Origin of the sequence: Thiocapsa sp. (assembly GCF_018399035.1) — a bacterium.
GTDB lineage: Bacteria > Pseudomonadota > Gammaproteobacteria > Chromatiales > Chromatiaceae > Thiocapsa.
In genome coordinates this window covers 2,155,875-2,173,341 of sequence record NZ_CP073760.1, presented here as the reverse complement: position 1 = coordinate 2,173,341, position 17,467 = coordinate 2,155,875, and the positions used below count along the sequence as shown (strand labels likewise).

The window sequence follows — 17,467 nt, the reverse complement described above, 5'->3', positions numbered from 1 at the left end:
GGAGGGCAGTGCTGATGGGCCTGCCCGACAGAATCCGCGATCGGTCCTGATTGTTTTAGGCCAGTAGCTCAATTGGCAGAGCAGCGGTCTCCAAAACCGCAGGTTGGGGGTTCGAGTCCCTCCTGGCCTGCCATACAACCCATCGCTCCGTTTAATTTATCGCTCAGGCGACACCCGATCTCATGAATTCACGTGCAGAGGCCCGAGGGGCCGGCTTGGATACCGCCAAGCTGGCAATCGCCGCGTTGTTGTTGGTCGCCGGCATCTTTGCCTTCTATTTTTTCGAGGGCTTCTCGGTCCTGCTTCGTGTGATCGGGCTGCTGGTGATCAGCGGTGCTGCGGCGGCGATCGCATTGCAGACCGAGCGTGGTCGGACCCTATGGCAATTCGTGTCCGATGCGCGCATGGAGGTTCGCAAGGTCGTCTGGCCGTCACGTCAGGAGACCCTGCAGACGACGCTGATCGTCATCGTGATGGTGCTGATCGTGGGCATCATCCTGTGGCTCTTCGACATGGTGCTGATGGCGATTCTCAGATTCCTCACCGGCCAAGGGGGCTGAGTATGACCATGCGTTGGTACGTCATCCATGCCTACTCGGGCTTCGAGGGGCAGGTTAAGCGTTCGCTCGAAGACCGTGTGAAGCGCGCCGGACTCGAGGAGTTGTTCGGCATGATTTTGGTGCCGACCGAAGAAGTGGTCGAGATGCGCGCGGGTCAGCAACGCAAGAGCGAGCGCAAATTCTTCCCCGGTTATGTCTTGGTCCAGATGGAGATGACCGACGAGACGTGGCACCTCGTCAAAAGTGTTCCCAAGGTCATGGGCTTCATCGGCGGTACCGGCGATCGCCCCGCGCCGATTCCGGACTCTCAGGCCGATGCGATCCTCGTACGTCTGCAGGAAGGCGGCGAAAAGCCGCGGCCGAAGGTGCTCTACGAGCCGGGAGAGGTCGTTCGGGTTGTCGACGGTCCCTTCACCGACTTCAACGGAGTCGTCGAGTATGTCGATTACGACAAAAGCCGTGTGAAGGTTTCGGTTCTGATCTTCGGACGCTCGACCCCGGTCGATCTCGAGTTCGCACAGGTCGAGAAGGCCTGACACACCCTTAGGGGATTGTCGCGGACGTCTTGACCACAGGCCCCGTTCACTGCCGTCGCCGTTCGTGCGGCGACGATTCCGAGTCCCCGTGAGGGGCCTTTGTCGGGGGAGCCGAGACTCGATCTGCGGCGTCAGCACCCCACTGGAGAAAAACCATGGCGAAAAAGATCAACGCCTACATCAAGCTGCAGGTCAAGGCAGGCGAGGCCACTCCAAGCCCGCCCGTCGGTCCTGCGCTTGGTCAGCACGGCGTGAATATCATGGAGTTCTGCAAGACGTTCAACGCGCGTACGCAGGAGCTCGAGAAAGGGATGCCGATCCCGGTCGTGATCACGGTCTATTCGGATCGTAGCTTCACCTTCATCACCAAGACCCCGCCGGCCTCCATTCTCCTGAAAAAGGTGATGGGAATCCAGAAGGGTAGTCCCAATCCGAACACCAACAAGATCGGTGTGGTGACACGCGAGCAGCTCGAGCAGGTCGCCACCGCGAAGATGCCCGATCTGACCGCAGCGGATATGGATGCGGCCGTTCGCACCATCGCGGGCAGTGCGCGTGCGATGGGGCTCGATGTCGAGGGGGTGAACTGATGGCTCGTCTATCCAAGCGCATGCGTGCGATCCAAGAGCGCGTGGAGCGCGGCAGGCTCTATCCGGCCGAAGAGGCGTTTTCACTCCTCAAGGAATTGTCGCAGATCAAGTTCTCGGAAAGCGTCGATGTCGCCGTGAATCTCGGCGTCGATCCGCGTAAATCCGATCAGGTCGTGCGCGGCTCGACCGTGCTGCCTCACGGCATCGGCAAGACTGTACGGGTGGCGGTGTTCGCCCAGGGCGCGTCCGCAGATGCTGCGACCGAGGCCGGCGCTGATCGCGTGGGTTTCGATGATCTCGCAGAGGACATCAAGGCCGGCAAGCTCGATTTCGACGTCGTGGTTGCTTCACCGGATGCGATGCGTCTGGTCGGACAGCTCGGCAAGATCCTCGGCCCTCGCGGGTTGATGCCGAACCCCAAGGTCGGCACCGTGACGCCCGATGTTGCCGAGGCGGTTCGCAACGCGAAGGCCGGGCAGGTGCGCTATCGTACCGATAAGGCCGGCATCATTCATTGTCCGCTCGGCAAGGCCGATTTCGAGCCCGTCAAGCTGCGGGAGAATCTCGAAGCCTTGCTCGTGAACCTGATTCGATCCAAGCCGAGCAGCTCCAAGGGCGTTTACATGCGCAAGGTCACGGTCTCGACGACCATGGGTCCGGGCCTGACCGTCGATCACGCGGGGCTCAGTCTCTAAACCGCGCCCGGTGCGGTGTGTGATGTTTGATGTCGTGGGGGTTTATGCCCTCCGATCTCAGGTCTTCTTTGGGGCCCCGGCTAAAGCCGGGGACCGTCAAAGACCGCAGGTGTCCCCCGCCCGATAAGGAATCGGCGCGGCGGACTTAATGGACCGCCTGCCTGCGCAGACGGTGCCCCCGAATCAGTCGTTTTGCTGGTGACGGTGCACATGATCGCCCGAGAATGCGCGCTGGATGCGTACACTCGACGGCACCGGCTCAGGCCGGGTTTACCGACAAGAGGTGACGAACATGGCGCTCAGTTTTGCGCAAAAAGAAATCATCGTCGCCGAAGTTGCGGAAGTCGCCAAAGGTGCCCATTCGGCCGTCGGGGCCGAGTATCGGGGCTTGACCGTGGAACAGATGACACGGCTTCGCGTGGAAGCGCGCAAGGCCGGGGTCTATGTCCGCGTGGTCAAGAACACCTTGGCTAGACGGGCGTTGCAGGATACGGATTTTGCGTGCATGAGCGAGGGGCTGAAAGGCCCGTTGGTTCTCGCCTTCTCGCAGGAAGATCCCGGTTCGGCTGCGCGCGTCATGGAAGCCTTTGCAAAGGACCACAACAAGGTCGAGGTGCGTCTTGTCGCCCTCGGAGGCAAGCTGCTTGATCCCTCGGAGCTCGGCAATCTCGCCAAGATGCCGACCCGCGATCAGGCGATCAGCTTGCTCATGGCCGTGATGAAGGCGCCCGTGCAAAAGCTTGCAGCGACGATCAACGAGGTGCCGGGCAAGTTGGTCCGCACCATCGCCGCGATTCGCGATGCGAAAGAGGCCGCTTAGGCGGCTTCGTCCACCAGCAATTCCATTTTAGAGACATCTCAGGAGCTCACCATGGCCGTCTCCAAAGACGAGATCCTTGAAGCAATCGGCAACATGACCGTGTTGGAGGTCGTCGACCTCATCAGCGCGATGGAAGAGAAGTTCGGCGTGACCGCGGCTGCCGCCGTGGCCGCCCCGGCGGCTGGCGGCGGCGTGGAAGCCGCACCGGTCGAGGAGCAGACCGAGTTCGACGTCATCCTGGCGTCGTTCGGTGCCAACAAGGTTGCGGTCATCAAGGCCGTTCGGTCCCTGACCGGCCTCGGCCTGAAGGAAGCGAAGGACGCCGTCGAAGGCGCACCGACGACCCTGAAGGAAGCGGTTTCCAAGGGCGAGGCCGAAGAGGCCAAGAAGCTCCTCGAAGAGGCTGGTGCCACGGTCGAAGTGAAGTAACGGCGCATTGCGTCGAATCTTCTTTCGGTGGGACCTTCGGGCTGGCGGCGAGTAGCCGCCGGCCTTTCGCCGTTGGGTTTTGACGACCCGTTTGGACGACACCGGCATGCCGGACGCTTCGTAAACGGGGCGACGTCGTCGATGAGGACCTGACCGCAGAGGTCCGACCCCGACGCCCGCGATCCGCCGCGGCGTCGGCCCCCGTCCTGGACACAAGCACGTATTTCGAGGGAAAGGCATCATGGCCTATTCGTTCACCGAAAAAAAGCGCATTCGTAAAGACTTCGGCAAGCGTCCGAGCATCCTGGACGTGCCTTTCCTGTTGGCGACGCAGATCGATTCCTATCGCGAGTTCCTGCAGGCCGACCGGCCGATCGGGGACCGGCGCGACGTGGGTCTTCATGCGGCCTTCAAGACCGTCTTTCCGATCGAGAGCTACTCGGGCAACGCCGTTCTCGAATACGTGAAATATCGGCTCGGCGATCCGGTGTTCGACGAGCGCGAGTGTCATCTGCGCGGTGCGACCTTCGCCGCACCCTTGCGCGTGCTGCTGCGTCTGGTGATCTACGACCGTGATGCCCCGGCCGGCTCTAAGGTCATCAAGGACGTGCGCGAGCAAGAGGTCTACATGGGCGAATTGCCGCTCATGACCGGCACCGGCACCTTCATCATCAACGGCACCGAACGCGTCATCGTCTCGCAGCTGCACCGCTCGCCCGGTGTCTTCTTCGATCACGACAAGGGCAAGACCCACTCCTCGGGCAAGCTGCTCTTCTCGGCGCGCGTCATCCCTTATCGCGGATCCTGGCTCGATTTCGAGTTCGATCCCAAGGACAACGTCTTCGTGCGTATCGACCGTCGCCGCAAGTTGCCGGCGACCATTCTGCTGCGCGCGCTGGGCTACGGCGTGGAGGATATCCTCGAGCGCTTCTTCGTGACCGATATCTTCCGGATTCGCGATCGCTCGGTCACGCTCGACCTGGTTCCGGAGCGCCTGCGCGGCGAGACGGTCGGATTCGACGTCATGCTCGGTGACGAGCTCCTCGTGGAATCGGGGCGTCGCGTCACTGCTCGGCACATCCGCGAGCTTCAGAAGGCCGGCATCGAGCGCCTCGATGTTCCGTCCGACTTCCTGATCGGCCGCATCCTGGCCCATCCGCAGATCGATACGGAAACCGGCGAGGTGATCGCCGAGGCGAATGCCGAGATCACACCGGAGCTCCTCGAGATCATCTTCGAGAAAGGCATCGAGTCGCTCGAGACGCTCTTCGTCAACGACCTGGATCACGGTCCCTACATCTCCGAGACCCTGCGGATCGATCCCACCACCAGCGACCTCGAGGCGCAGGTCGAGATCTACCGGATGATGCGTCCCGGCGAGCCGCCGACCAAAGAGGCGGCCCAAAACCTGTTCCACAATCTCTTCTTTACGCCGGATCGGTACGATCTCTCCGCCGTGGGGCGGATGAAGTTCAATCGGCGTCTCGGGCGCACCTCGGAGGAAGGGCCGGGCGTCATCTACGACGGGCGCTACTTCAGCCATCGCAACGACGAGCTCTCCAAGCGGCTCTACCAAGAGCAGGGCGAGACCTCCGACATTATCGAGGCGCTCAAGGTTTTGGTGGAGCTGCGCAACGGCCGCGGCAGCGTCGACGACATCGACCACCTGGGCAATCGCCGTATCCGCTGCGTCGGCGAGATGGCGGAGAACCAGTTCCGCGTGGGTCTGGTGCGGGTGGAGCGTGCGGTCAAGGAGCGACTCTCGCTTGCCGAGTCCGAGGGGCTCATGCCGCAGGAGCTGATCAACGCCAAGCCGGTCTCGGCCGCGATCAAGGAGTTCTTCGGCTCCAGCCAGCTCTCGCAGTTCATGGACCAGAACAACCCACTCTCCGAGGTCACCCACAAGCGCCGTGTGTCGGCACTCGGCCCGGGCGGTCTGGCCCGCGAGCGCGCCGGCTTCGAGGTGCGCGACGTGCACCCGACGCATTACGGTCGCGTCTGTCCGATCGAGACCCCCGAGGGTCCGAACATCGGTCTGATCAACTCCTTGGCCGTCTATGCGCGGACCAACTCCTACGGCTTCCTGGAAACCCCCTACCGCAAGGTGGAAGGTGGTCTGGTGACCACGGATATCCAGTATCTGTCGGCGATCGAGGAAGGCAACTTCGTGATCGCGCAGGCCAACGCCACGCTCGACGACGAGGGTCACCTGACCGACGCGCTGGTGTCCTGCCGTCATGCCAACGAGTTCACGATGCGTGCGCCCGAGGAGGTCCAGTTCATGGACGTCTCGCCGCGTCAGATCGTCTCGGTCGCCGCCTCCCTGATCCCCTTCCTGGAGCACGACGACGCCAACCGGGCACTCATGGGCTCGAACATGCAGCGCCAGGCGGTCCCGACCTTGCGGGCCGAGAAACCGCTGATCGGCACCGGCATGGAGCGTGTCGTGGCCAAGGACTCGGGCGTGTGTGTGGTGGCGCGCCGCGGCGGGGCCATCGAATCGGTCGATGCCGCGCGTATCGTGGTGCGGGTCAACGACGAGGAGGCCGTTCCCGGCATCCCCGGCGTGGACATCTACAACCTCACCAAGTACACCAGGTCCAACCAGAACACCTGTATCAATCAGCGTCCGCTGGTGAAGTCGGGCGATATCGTGTCCCTGGACGACGTGCTCGCCGACGGGCCTTCCACGGACATGGGCGAGCTGGCCCTGGGGCAGAACCTGCGGGTCGCCTTCATGCCCTGGAACGGCTACAACTTCGAGGACTCGATCCTGCTCTCCGAGCGCCTGGTGGAGGAAGATCGCTTCACCAGCATCCACATCGAGGAGCTCGCCTGTCTGGCGCGCGACACCAAGCTGGGGCCGGAGGAGATCACGAGCGATATCCCCAACGTCGGCGAGTCGGCCCTGGCCAAGCTCGACGAGTCGGGCATCGTCTATGTGGGTGCGGAGGTGCGCGACGGCGACATCCTGGTCGGCAAGGTCACGCCCAAGGGCGAGACCCAGTTGACGCCCGAGGAGAAGCTGCTGCGGGCCATCTTCGGCGAGAAGGCGTCCGACGTGAAGGACACCTCGCTGCGTCTGCCTTCGGGGATGAGCGGCACGGTGGTCGATGTGCAGGTCTTTACCCGCGACGGTGTCGACAAGGACAAGCGTGCGCTCCAGATCGAGGAGATGGAGCTCGACCGCGTGCGCAAGGACTTCGCCGACCAGCAACGCATCATGGAGAACGACACCTTCCAGCGCGTGGAGCGACTGCTGGTGGGCAAGGTCGCCGACGGCGGGCCGCGCAATCTGGCCCCCGGTGCAAAGGTCACCAAGGCCTATCTGCAGGAGCTTGCCTCCAACGGCTCGCGCGATCAGTGGCTCGAGATCCGGATGCGTGCCGAAGACGTCGCGACCCAGCTCGAGGCCGTTGCGGCTCAGATCAAGCAGCAGCGGGAGGAATTCCGCGATCGCTACGAGGTCAAGAAACGCAAGATCTCGAGCGGCGACGATCTGGCGCCGGGCGTGCTCAAGATGGTCAAGGTGTACGTGGCCGTCAAACGGCGCGTCCAGCCCGGCGACAAGATGGCCGGGCGCCACGGCAACAAGGGCGTGATTTCCAAGGTGGTGCCGATCGAGGACATGCCCTTCTCGGCGGACGGCGAGCCGGTCGACATCGTCCTGAACCCGCTCGGCGTGCCCTCGCGTATGAACGTCGGACAAGTGCTCGAGACCCATCTGGGTTGGGCGGCCAACGGTCTCGGGGTGAAGATCGAGAAGATGCTTCGTGCGCACACGGCGGTCGTCGAGCTGCGTGCCTTCCTCGAGAAGATCTACAACACGAGCGGCAAGCGCGAGGATCTCGACAGCTTCACCGACGAGGAAATCCTGGAGCTGTCGCGTCATCTGACGCGAGGCGTGCCTCTGGCGACGCCGGTGTTCGACGGCGCGACCGAGGAGGAGATCCGGGCGATGCTCAAGCTCGCCGATCGCGACAATTCCGATATCGGCATCCCGAGTGGCCAAACCCAGCTCTACGACGGGCGCACCGGCGATCCCTTCGAGCGCCCGGTCACGGTCGGCTACATGTACATCATCAAGCTGAACCACTTGGTCGACGACAAGATGCATGCGCGCTCCACCGGACCATACAGTCTGGTCACCCAGCAACCCTTGGGCGGCAAGGCGCAGTTCGGCGGGCAGCGGTTCGGCGAGATGGAGGTCTGGGCGCTGGAGGCCTACGGTGCCGCCTACACCCTGCAGGAGATGCTCACCGTGAAGTCCGACGACGTGAACGGGCGCACCAAGATGTACAAGAACATCGTGGACGGCGACCATCGGATGGAGGCGGGCATGCCCGAGTCGTTCAACGTGCTCGTGAAGGAGATTCGGTCGTTGGCGATCAACATCGAGCTCCAGCAGGACTGAACCGCGTCCGGAGGGGTTTGCGAGGATTGAGCCCCTGCGTGGCCGAATCGCAATCAACGCGCGTTGGCGCGACGCGGTTCAGGAGCTTTATTTTATTGTTCTGAACCGCGTCGACTGCGTCGTTTGTGGAGACTCTCGAGGCCGAGTCACGACGACGATCTTGCATGTCGTAGCGGACGCGGTTCAGTTTTTAGCCCTTGGCCTCGAGCGCCGGAATCCGCTTTCGAGCGGATCTCGAGCGGTCGGCCGATTGCTGATCATCGTCATTGTAGGCAGGAGATAAGATCTTGAAAGATCTACTGAAAATCATCAAGCAGCAGGGTCAGGCACTGGAATTCGACGCGATCAAGATCGGACTCGCCTCCCCCGAGATGATCCGTTCCTGGTCCTACGGCGAGGTCAAGAAGCCGGAGACGATCAACTACCGGACTTTCAAGCCGGAGCGTGACGGGCTGTTTTGCGCCAAGATCTTCGGTCCGATTACGGACTACGAGTGCATCTGCGGCAAGTACAAGCGTCTGAAGCACCGCGGTGTGGTGTGCGAGAAGTGCGGGGTCGAGGTCACGCTGGCGAAGGTCCGGCGCGAGCGCATGGGCCATATCGATTTGGCGAGCCCGGTCGCGCACATCTGGTTTTTGAAGTCCCTGCCGTCGCGTATCGGTCTGCTGCTGGACATGACCTTGCGCGACATCGAGCGCATCCTCTATTTCGAGTCCTTCGTGGTGGTGGACCCGGGTCTGGTGGTCGACTTGGAGCGCGGCCAGCTGCTCAACGACGAGCAGTATCTCGAAGCGCTGGAGGCGAACGGCGACGAGTTCGACGCGCGCATGGGTGCGGAGGCCGTCTACGAGCTGCTGCGCACCATCAAGCTGGAGGACGAGGTCCGGCGCATGCGCGAGGAAATCGAGACCACCAACTCCGAAACCAAGATCAAGAAGCTCTCCAAGCGCTTGAAGCTCATGGAATCGCTGATGGCCTCGGGCAATCGTCCGGAGTGGATGATCCTCACTGTCCTGCCCGTCCTGCCGCCCGAGCTGCGCCCCTTGGTGCCGCTGGACGGCGGCCGGTTCGCGACCTCGGATCTGAACGACCTCTATCGTCGGGTCATCAACCGCAACAACCGCCTCAAGCGCCTGCTCGATCTGGTCGCGCCCGACATCATCGTGCGCAACGAAAAGCGCATGCTGCAGGAGTCGGTCGACGCGCTGCTCGACAACGGGCGGCGCGGGCGTGCGATTACGGGCACCAACAAGCGCCCGCTCAAGTCGCTCGCCGACATGATCAAGGGCAAGCAGGGGCGGTTCCGTCAGAACCTGCTCGGCAAGCGTGTCGACTACTCGGGCCGCTCGGTCATCGTGGTGGGCCCGACCCTGATGCTGCATCAGTGCGGTCTGCCCAAGCGCATGGCGCTCGAGCTCTTCAAGCCCTTCATCTTCAGCAAGCTGCAATTGCGCGGCCTGGCGGCGACCATCAAGGCCGCCAAGAAGATGGTCGAGCGCGGTACCCCGGAGGTCTGGGACATCCTCGACGAGGTGATCCGCGAGCACCCGGTGATGCTCAACCGCGCGCCGACCCTGCATCGACTCGGCATCCAAGCCTTCGAGCCGGTGCTCATCGAGGGCAAGGCGATCCAGCTCCATCCGCTCGTCTGTACCGCCTTCAACGCGGACTTCGACGGCGACCAGATGGCGGTGCACGTGCCCTTGTCGCTGGAGGCGCAGATTGAAGCCCGCGCGCTCATGATGGCCTCCAACAACATCCTCTCCCCGGCCAACGGCGAGCCCATCATCGTGCCCTCGCAGGACGTGGTGCTCGGGCTCTATTACATGACCCGCGAGCGCGTGAACGCGAAGGGCGAGGGGAGCGTCTTCACCGATATCGACGAGGCACGCCGGGCCTACGAGACCGGGCATGCCGATCTGCATGCGCGCTGTAAGGTTCGCATCCGCGAGGTGATCAAGCACAAGGACGCCTCGATGCACGAGAACACGGCGATCCGGGAGACCACCCTGGGTCGTGCCCTGGTGTTCGCCATCGTTCCGGACGGACTGCCGTTCGATCTGGTGGACCGCGCACTCGGCAAGAAGCAGATCTCGCGCTTGATCAATATCTGCTATCGCCAGCTCGGTCTGAAGGAGACCGTGGTCTTCGCCGACCAGGTCATGTACATGGGCTTCCGGATGGCGACACGTTCCGGCGTCTCGATCGGTCTGGACGACATGGCCGTCCCGGAGGAGAAGGCGGGGATCCTCGCGGCCGCCGAGAAGGAGGTCAAGGAGATCCAGGACCAATACGCGTCCGGTCTCGTGACCAACGGCGAGCGCTACAACAAGGTCGTCGACATCTGGTCGCACACCAACGATCGTGTCGCCAAGTCCATGATGAGCAAGCTCGGCAAGGACAGCGTCATCGATCGCGACGGCAACGAGGTGACTCAGGACTCGTTCAACTCCATCTACATGATGGCCGACTCCGGCGCGCGCGGCTCGGCGGCACAGATCCGGCAGCTCGCCGGTATGCGCGGTCTCATGGCCAAGCCGGACGGCTCCATCATCGAGACGCCGATCACCGCGAACTTCCGCGAGGGTCTGAACGTTATCCAGTACTTCATCTCCACGCACGGCGCACGCAAGGGTCTGGCCGACACGGCGCTCAAGACCGCCAACTCGGGTTATCTGACCCGTCGTTTGGTCGACGTCGCGCAGGACATGGTGGTGCTCGAGGTCGATTGCGGCACCGAGGGCGGGTTGATCATGACGCCCATCATCGAGGGCGGCGACGTGGTCGAGCCCTTGCGCGAGCGCATCCTCGGACGCGTGGCGGCAGTGGATGTCTATCAGCCCGGCACCGAGGAGCTCGTCTGCGAGGCCGGGACCCTGCTCGACGAGTCTTGGGTCGAGCGCTTCGAGACCTTCGGCATCGATCAGGTGCGCGTACGCTCGCCGATTACCTGCGAGTCGCGTCTCGGTGTTTGCGCCCAGTGCTACGGACGCGACCTGGCGCGCGGTCATCGCGTGAACCTCGGCGAGGCGGTGGGTGTGATCGCCGCCCAGTCGATCGGCGAGCCCGGCACGCAGCTGACGATGCGGACCTTCCACATCGGCGGTGCGGCATCACGGGCCGCGGCGGTCAACAGCATCGACATCAAGAATGCAGGCTCGGTGCGACTGCACAACATCAAGGTCGTCGAGCATCACTCGGGCAAGAACCTGGTCGCGGTCTCGCGCTCGGGCGAGTTGACCGTCGTCGACGATCGCGGGCTCGAGAAGGAGCGCTACAAGGTGCCTTACGGCGCCAGCCTGCGTGCCGCCGACGGCGACCCCGTGAAACCGGGCGACGTCGTGGCCAACTGGGATCCGCATACCCATCCGGTCGTCACCGAGGTGGCCGGCAAGCTGGCCTTCGAGGACTTCATCGAGGGTGTCACCGTGCAGGGGCAGGTCGACGACGTCACGGGTCTGACCTCGCGCGTGGTTATCGATCCCAAGCAGCGGGCGTCCTCCGGCAAGGATCTGCGCCCGATGGTCAAGCTGCTTGACGAGGAAGGCAACGAGCTCAAGATTGCGGGCACCGACCTCCCGGCGCGTTACTTCCTGCCCGCGGGCGCGATCGTCGGCGTCGAGGACGGAGCCAACGTGGGCGTCGGCGATATCCTGGCGCGTATTCCGCAGGAGTCGAGTAAGACGCGCGACATCACCGGCGGTCTGCCGCGTGTTGCCGACCTGTTCGAGGCCCGCAAGCCCAAAGAGGTGGCCTTGCTCGCGGAGGCCAGCGGGACGATCGGCTTCGGCAAGGACACCAAGGGCAAGCAGCGCCTTGTCATCACCATGGACGACGGGGAGACGGTCGAAGAGCTGATCCCGAAGTGGCGCAACGTCAACGTCTTCGAAGGCGAGCGCGTGGAGCGTGGCGAGGTCATCGCCGACGGCGAGCTGGCCTCCCACGACATCCTGCGTCTGAAGGGCGTCACCGCCTTGGCCGAATACCTCGTCAAGGAGATCCAGGACGTCTATCGGCTGCAGGGTGTGAAGATCAACGACAAGCACATCGAGGTGATTGTTCGCCAGATGCTGCGCAAGGTCGAAGTGACCTCCGCGGGCGATACCCGTTTGCTGCGCGGCGAGCAGGTCGAGCATGCGCACCTGATGGACGAGAACAAGCGGGTCATGGCCGAAGGCAAGCAACCGGCGCTCTACGAGCCTCTGCTGCTCGGGATCACCAAGGCGTCGCTTGCGACCGAGTCGTTCATCTCCGCCGCGTCCTTCCAGGAGACGACTCGCGTCTTGACCGAGGCCGCGGTGCGCGGCTCCACGGACCGCTTGGCCGGTCTGAAGGAGAATGTCATCGTCGGCCGTTTGATCCCCGCGGGATCCGGTCTCGCGCATCACCAGGAGCGGCGCCGGCAGCGGCAAATGGAGATGCCGGCCTCCGGTAAGGTCGAGATGGCGACCGAGGAGCTCGAAGAGGCATTGAAGAAGGCGCTCAATACCTCCGACGCAAGGTGACTTCGGTTTCACGCGTTGCAGCGGGGCGCCGGCTCGGCGTACCCGCGTCTTTCGCGTCGCACGCGACCGGAGCGACACACCGCGTCGGACCGCAGGGATGGCTAACCGGTTGACACCGCCGGTCCTCCTCCCTATACTGCTCGGTCTCAGCTAGACGGCTCCGCGCCGTCTAGCCTCTTTTTTTCTAGGTCTGGTTCCTTGGTCTGGGCACCCATCCGCCCGGTCCCCGAGTCGATCGATCGCATACGTGCGGCTGTGCCGTCTTAACTAGTCGGCCCGCGGTCGCGCAAGAGTGATTTTACGCTTGTGTTTTCGGCGCCGTTGCGCCTTTGGAGACTGATTGCATGGCAACGATCAACCAACTCGTGCGCAAGCCCCGCAAGCGTGTCGTGGCGAAGAGCACCGTACCTGCGCTCGAAGCCTGTCCTCAGCGACGTGGCGTCTGTACGCGGGTTTATACCACGACCCCGAAGAAGCCGAACTCAGCTCTGCGTAAGGTTGCTCGCGTTCGGTTGACCAACGGCTACGAGGTTGCATCCTACATTGGTGGCGAAGGCCACAACCTCCAAGAGCATTCGGTGGTGCTGATTCGCGGCGGACGTGTCAAGGATCTTCCCGGTGTGCGCTATCACACGGTGCGCGGCACGCTGGACACCTCGGGTGTCGAGAAGCGGCGTCAGGGCCGTTCCAAGTACGGCGCCAAGCGTCCCAAGAAGTGATCCGGTCGCCGGATCGGTCAGCCCAATTGAGTGAAATCGGAGTCTAAAACAACATGCCGAGAAGACGCGTTGCCGCCCGTCGCCAGATCCTTCCCGATCCGAAGCACGGAAGCGAGCTCCTGACCAAGTTCATCAACATGATGATGGAAGACGGTAAGAAGTCCGTCGCCGAGCGCATTATTTATACAGCGCTCGATCAGGTGACCGAGAAGAAAGGCGGGCGTCCGGTCGAGCTGCTCGAGCAGGCGATGGACAACGTGCGTCCGGCGGTCGAAGTCAAGTCACGGCGTGTCGGCGGCGCGACCTATCAGGTCCCGGTCGAAGTCCGCTCGACGCGGCGCAACTCGTTGGCGATGCGTTGGATCATCGACGCGGCGCGCAAGCGTTCCGAGAAGTCGATGGCGTTGCGTTTGGCCGGCGAGCTGATGGATGCCGCGGATTCTCGCGGCTCCGCCGTGAAGAAGAAAGAAGATACGCATCGGATGGCCGAAGCAAACAAGGCCTTCTCGCATTACCGCTGGTAGCAAGCAGCGCAGACCGAGTTTCATTCAATCAGGGCGGATACAGTCGTGGCACGTAGCACCCCAATCGAGCGGTATCGCAATCTCGGCATCATGGCGCACATCGATGCCGGGAAGACAACGACCACCGAGCGCGTTCTCTTTTATACGGGTGTCTCGCACAAGCTCGGCGAAGTGCACGACGGCGCCGCCACCATGGACTGGATGGAGCAGGAGCAGGAGCGCGGAATCACCATTACCTCCGCTGCAACAACCTGTTTCTGGAAGGGGATGAGCCGGGAGCGTCCCGAGCACCGGATCAACATTATCGATACGCCCGGACACGTCGATTTCACGATCGAAGTCGAGCGTTCGCTGCGTGTGCTCGACGGTGCCTGTGCGGTGTTCTGCGCCGTGGGCGGTGTCGAGCCGCAGTCGGAGACCGTCTGGCGTCAAGCCGATAAATACGGCGTGCCGCGGATCGCGTTCGTCAACAAGATGGACCGGATGGGCGCGAATTTCTTTCGCGTCGTGCAGCAGGTCAAGGACCGGCTCGGCGGCAATGCCGTCCCGATTCAGGTTCCGATCGGTGCGGAAGAAGATTTCAAGGGCGTCGTCGACCTCGTCCAAATGAAGGCCGTCTATTGGGACGAGGCCTCCCGCGGCATGGAGTACGAGCTTCGCGACATCCCCGAAGACCTGCAGGACCTTTGCGAGGAGTGGCGCGAGCACATGGTCGAGGCCGCCGCCGAGGCCAACGAAGAGCTGATGGAGAAGTATCTCGAAGGTCAGCCGCTGACCGAGGCCGAGATCATGGCCGGTCTGCGTGCACGCACGCTGCGGAACGAGGTCGTTCCGATGATGTGCGGCTCGGCCTTCAAGAACAAGGGCGTGCAGGCGATGTTGGATGCGGTCATCGACTACATGCCGTCGCCGCTCGACGTGCCGGCCATCAAGGGGATTTTGGACGACAAGGACGAGTCCGAAGGCGAGCGTCCGGCATCCGACGAGGCGCCCTTTGCAGCACTTGCGTTCAAGATCGCAACCGACCCCTTTGTCGGTACGCTGACCTTCTTCCGTGCCTACTCGGGTGTGCTCAAGTCCGGGGATACCATCTACAACCCGGTCAAGCACAAAAAGGAGCGCATCGGTCGTATCCTGCAGATGCACGCCAACGAGCGCCAGGAGATCAAGGAGGTCCACGCCGGTGATATCGCTGCAGCGGTCGGGCTCAAGGATGTCACCACGGGTGACACCCTGTGCGACCTCAACAAGGTGATTACGCTCGAGCGTATGGAGTTCCCGGAGCCGGTCATCTCGGTGGCCGTGGAGCCCAAGACGAAGAGCGACCAGGAGAAGATGGGCGTCGCGCTCTCGAAGCTGGCTCAGGAGGATCCGTCCTTCCGCGTGCACACCGACGAGGAGTCCGGTCAGACCATCATCTCCGGGATGGGCGAGCTACATCTGGAGATCATCGTCGATCGGATGCGTCGCGAGTTCAAGGTCGAGGCCAACGTCGGTGCGCCGCAGGTCAGCTACCGCGAGACGATCCGCAAGAGCGTCGAGCAAGAGACCAAGTTCGCACGCCAGTCCGGCGGTCGCGGTCAGTACGGTCATGTGTACCTCCGAATCGAGCCGCAAGAGGCGGGTGTCGGATACGAGTTCGTCAATGCGATCGTCGGCGGTACCGTTCCGAAGGAATACATCCCGGCGGTCGACAAAGGCATCCAAGAGGCCATGAAGAACGGCATTCTGGCCGGCTTTCCGATGGTGGACATCAAGGTCACGCTCTACGACGGCTCCTATCATGAAGTCGACTCGAGCGAAATGGCCTTCAAGATCGCCGGCTCGATGGGCATCAAGGAAGGGGCAGCCAAGGCCAAGCCGGTTTTGCTCGAGCCCATCATGAAGGTCGAGGTCGTGACGCCCGAAGTGAACATGGGCGATGTCATGGGCGATCTGAATAGTCGTCGCGGCATGATCCAGGGGATGGACGATGCGCCATCCGGGAAGATCATCCGTGCAGAGGTCCCCTTGTCCGAGATGTTCGGCTATGCGACGGACCTCCGGTCGGCCACCCAAGGGCGGGCGACCTACAGCATGGAGTTCTGTAAGTACAACGAAGTGCCCGCCAGCATTGCCGAAGCGGTCTCAAAGAAACAGTAACGAGCGACAGGGGTAGAGTGGGATGTCCAAAGCAAAATTCGAGCGCAGCAAGCCACACGTGAACGTCGGCACGATCGGCCACGTCGACCACGGCAAGACGACCTTGACGGCGGCGATCACGACGCACCAGGCGAAGCAATTCGGTGGTGAGGCGCGCGCCTACGACCAGATCGACAATGCCCCCGAGGAGCGCGAGCGCGGCATCACGATTGCGACGGCGCACGTGGAGTACGAGACGACCAACCGGCATTACGCCCATGTGGACTGCCCCGGCCACGCCGACTACGTGAAGAACATGATCACGGGTGCGGCGCAGATGGACGGCGCGATCCTGGTGGTCTCGGCTGCCGACGGCCCGATGCCGCAGACCCGCGAGCATATCCTGCTGTCGCGCCAGGTCGGCGTGCCCTACATCGTGGTGTATTTGAACAAGGTCGACATGCTCGACGATCCCGAGCTGCTCGAGCTGGTGGAGATGGAAGTGCGCGAGCTGCTCTCCAAGTACGACTTCCCCGGCGACGACACCCCGATCGTCACCGGCTCGGCGAAGCTGGCACTGGAAGGCGTGGATTCCGAGATCGGCACCCAATCCATCGACCGTTTGATGGAAGCGCTCGATACCTACATCCCGCAGCCCGAGCGTGCGGTGGACGGTGCCTTCCTGATGCCGATCGAAGACGTCTTCTCGATCTCCGGTCGCGGCACCGTGGTGACCGGGCGCATCGAGCGCGGCATCGTGAAGGTCGGCGAAGAGGTCGAGATCGTCGGCATCAAGGACACCGTGAAGACCACCTGCACGGGTGTGGAGATGTTCCGCAAGCTGCTCGATCAGGGTCAGGCCGGTGACAACGTCGGCGTGCTGCTGCGCGGCACCAAGCGTGAAGACGTGGAGCGCGGCCAGGTGTTGGCCAAGCCCAAGTCGATCAACCCGCACACCCATTTCGAAGCCGAGGTGTACGTGTTGAGCAAGGACGAAGGCGGTCGTCACACGCCGTTCTTCAACGGCTACCGTCCGCAGTTCTACTTCCGCACCACCGACGTGACCGGTGCCTGCGAGCTGCCCGAGGGCATCGAGATGGTGATGCCCGGGGATAACGTGAAGATGACGATCAAGCTGATTGCGCCGATCGCCATGGAAGAAGGGTTGCGCTTTGCAGTGCGCGAAGGCGGCCGCACCGTCGGTGCCGGCGTCGTCGCGAAGATCATCGAGTAAAGGCATGAACAACCAGAGAATTCGTATTCGCCTGAAGGCGTTCGACCATCGCTTGATCGATCAGTCGGCTCGCGAGATCGTCGATACCGCCAAGCGTACGGGCGCACAGGTGCGTGGTCCGGTGCCGCTTCCTTCCAAGAAGGAGCGCTTTACCATCCTCGTCTCGCCGCACGTCAACAAGGACGCGCGCGACCAGTACGAGCTGCGGACACACAAGCGCCTGATGGATATCGTCGACCCGACCGACAAGACGGTCGACGCATTGATGAAATTGGATCTGGCCGCGGGCGTCGACGTCCAGATCAAGTTGAGCTGAGGAC

At 62.8% G+C, this 17,467-nt stretch carries 13 protein-coding genes and 1 tRNA gene; all 14 read left to right on the top strand.

From position 1 onward, the window contains the following. Positions 1-57: 57 nt before the first annotated feature. Positions 58-133 (top strand) — tRNA-Trp (locus KFB96_RS09875). A gap of 49 nt (positions 134-182) precedes the next feature. Next, positions 183-560 carry a preprotein translocase subunit SecE gene (gene secE, locus KFB96_RS09870; protein WP_213461971.1) on the top strand — a complete coding sequence of 126 codons (378 nt, stop codon included), beginning with the start codon at positions 183-185 and terminating at the stop codon, positions 558-560. Between the two features lie 2 nt (positions 561-562). Then, entirely contained in the window at positions 563-1,096 is a 534-nt protein-coding gene (nusG, locus tag KFB96_RS09865; RefSeq protein WP_213461972.1) for a transcription termination/antitermination protein NusG, read from the top strand. A gap of 155 nt (positions 1,097-1,251) precedes the next feature. Further along, positions 1,252-1,686 (top strand): 50S ribosomal protein L11, encoded by a 435-nt coding sequence (gene rplK / locus KFB96_RS09860; RefSeq protein WP_007195676.1) that lies wholly within the window; start codon positions 1,252-1,254, stop codon positions 1,684-1,686. Further along, positions 1,686-2,381, top strand: coding sequence for a 50S ribosomal protein L1 (gene rplA, locus KFB96_RS09855; RefSeq protein ID WP_213461975.1), 696 nt, complete (start codon positions 1,686-1,688; stop codon positions 2,379-2,381). The genes rplK and rplA overlap by 1 nt, the downstream gene beginning before the upstream one ends. A gap of 292 nt (positions 2,382-2,673) precedes the next feature. Then, positions 2,674-3,201: a 50S ribosomal protein L10 gene (gene rplJ, locus KFB96_RS09850; protein ID WP_007195678.1), complete on the top strand. Its 528-nt coding sequence runs from the start codon at positions 2,674-2,676 to the stop codon at positions 3,199-3,201. Positions 3,202-3,252: 51 nt separating this feature from the next. Further along, positions 3,253-3,630, top strand: coding sequence for a 50S ribosomal protein L7/L12 (gene rplL / locus KFB96_RS09845; RefSeq protein WP_213461977.1), 378 nt, complete (start codon positions 3,253-3,255; stop codon positions 3,628-3,630). Positions 3,631-3,871: 241 nt separating this feature from the next. Next, entirely contained in the window at positions 3,872-8,044 is a 4,173-nt protein-coding gene (gene rpoB, locus KFB96_RS09840) for a DNA-directed RNA polymerase subunit beta (protein WP_213461979.1), read from the top strand. Positions 8,045-8,331: 287 nt separating this feature from the next. Further along, entirely contained in the window at positions 8,332-12,549 is a 4,218-nt protein-coding gene (gene rpoC / locus KFB96_RS09835; protein WP_213461980.1) for a DNA-directed RNA polymerase subunit beta', read from the top strand. A 344-nt stretch (positions 12,550-12,893) separates the two neighbouring features. Then, positions 12,894-13,268, top strand: a complete 375-nt coding sequence (gene rpsL / locus KFB96_RS09830; protein WP_007195682.1) for a 30S ribosomal protein S12 — start codon at positions 12,894-12,896, stop codon at positions 13,266-13,268. 53 nt (positions 13,269-13,321) lie between these two features. Then, positions 13,322-13,792: a 30S ribosomal protein S7 gene (gene rpsG, locus KFB96_RS09825; RefSeq protein ID WP_007195683.1), complete on the top strand. Its 471-nt coding sequence runs from the start codon at positions 13,322-13,324 to the stop codon at positions 13,790-13,792. A gap of 45 nt (positions 13,793-13,837) precedes the next feature. Next, a complete protein-coding gene (gene fusA, locus KFB96_RS09820; RefSeq protein ID WP_213461981.1) occupies positions 13,838-15,934 on the top strand; it encodes an elongation factor G in 2,097 nt (698 codons plus the stop codon). A 22-nt stretch (positions 15,935-15,956) separates the two neighbouring features. Continuing rightward, positions 15,957-17,147: an elongation factor Tu gene (gene tuf / locus KFB96_RS09815; protein WP_213461969.1), complete on the top strand. Its 1,191-nt coding sequence runs from the start codon at positions 15,957-15,959 to the stop codon at positions 17,145-17,147. A gap of 4 nt (positions 17,148-17,151) precedes the next feature. Next, positions 17,152-17,463, top strand: coding sequence for a 30S ribosomal protein S10 (gene rpsJ, locus KFB96_RS09810; protein WP_007191159.1), 312 nt, complete (start codon positions 17,152-17,154; stop codon positions 17,461-17,463). The last annotated feature ends 4 nt before the right edge of the window (positions 17,464-17,467 follow it).

Coding starts and splice junctions, on each gene's coding strand:
- secE (WP_213461971.1), top strand. CDS start 183: ATGAATTCACGTGCAGAGGCCCGAGGGGCCGGCTTGGATACCGCCAAG.
- rpsJ (WP_007191159.1), top strand. CDS start 17,152: ATGAACAACCAGAGAATTCGTATTCGCCTGAAGGCGTTCGACCATCGC.
- rplA (WP_213461975.1), top strand. CDS start 1,686: ATGGCTCGTCTATCCAAGCGCATGCGTGCGATCCAAGAGCGCGTGGAG.
- rplJ (WP_007195678.1), top strand. CDS start 2,674: ATGGCGCTCAGTTTTGCGCAAAAAGAAATCATCGTCGCCGAAGTTGCG.
- nusG (WP_213461972.1), top strand. CDS start 563: ATGACCATGCGTTGGTACGTCATCCATGCCTACTCGGGCTTCGAGGGG.
- rplK (WP_007195676.1), top strand. CDS start 1,252: ATGGCGAAAAAGATCAACGCCTACATCAAGCTGCAGGTCAAGGCAGGC.
- tuf (WP_213461969.1), top strand. CDS start 15,957: ATGTCCAAAGCAAAATTCGAGCGCAGCAAGCCACACGTGAACGTCGGC.
- rplL (WP_213461977.1), top strand. CDS start 3,253: ATGGCCGTCTCCAAAGACGAGATCCTTGAAGCAATCGGCAACATGACC.
- rpsL (WP_007195682.1), top strand. CDS start 12,894: ATGGCAACGATCAACCAACTCGTGCGCAAGCCCCGCAAGCGTGTCGTG.
- rpoB (WP_213461979.1), top strand. CDS start 3,872: ATGGCCTATTCGTTCACCGAAAAAAAGCGCATTCGTAAAGACTTCGGC.
- rpsG (WP_007195683.1), top strand. CDS start 13,322: ATGCCGAGAAGACGCGTTGCCGCCCGTCGCCAGATCCTTCCCGATCCG.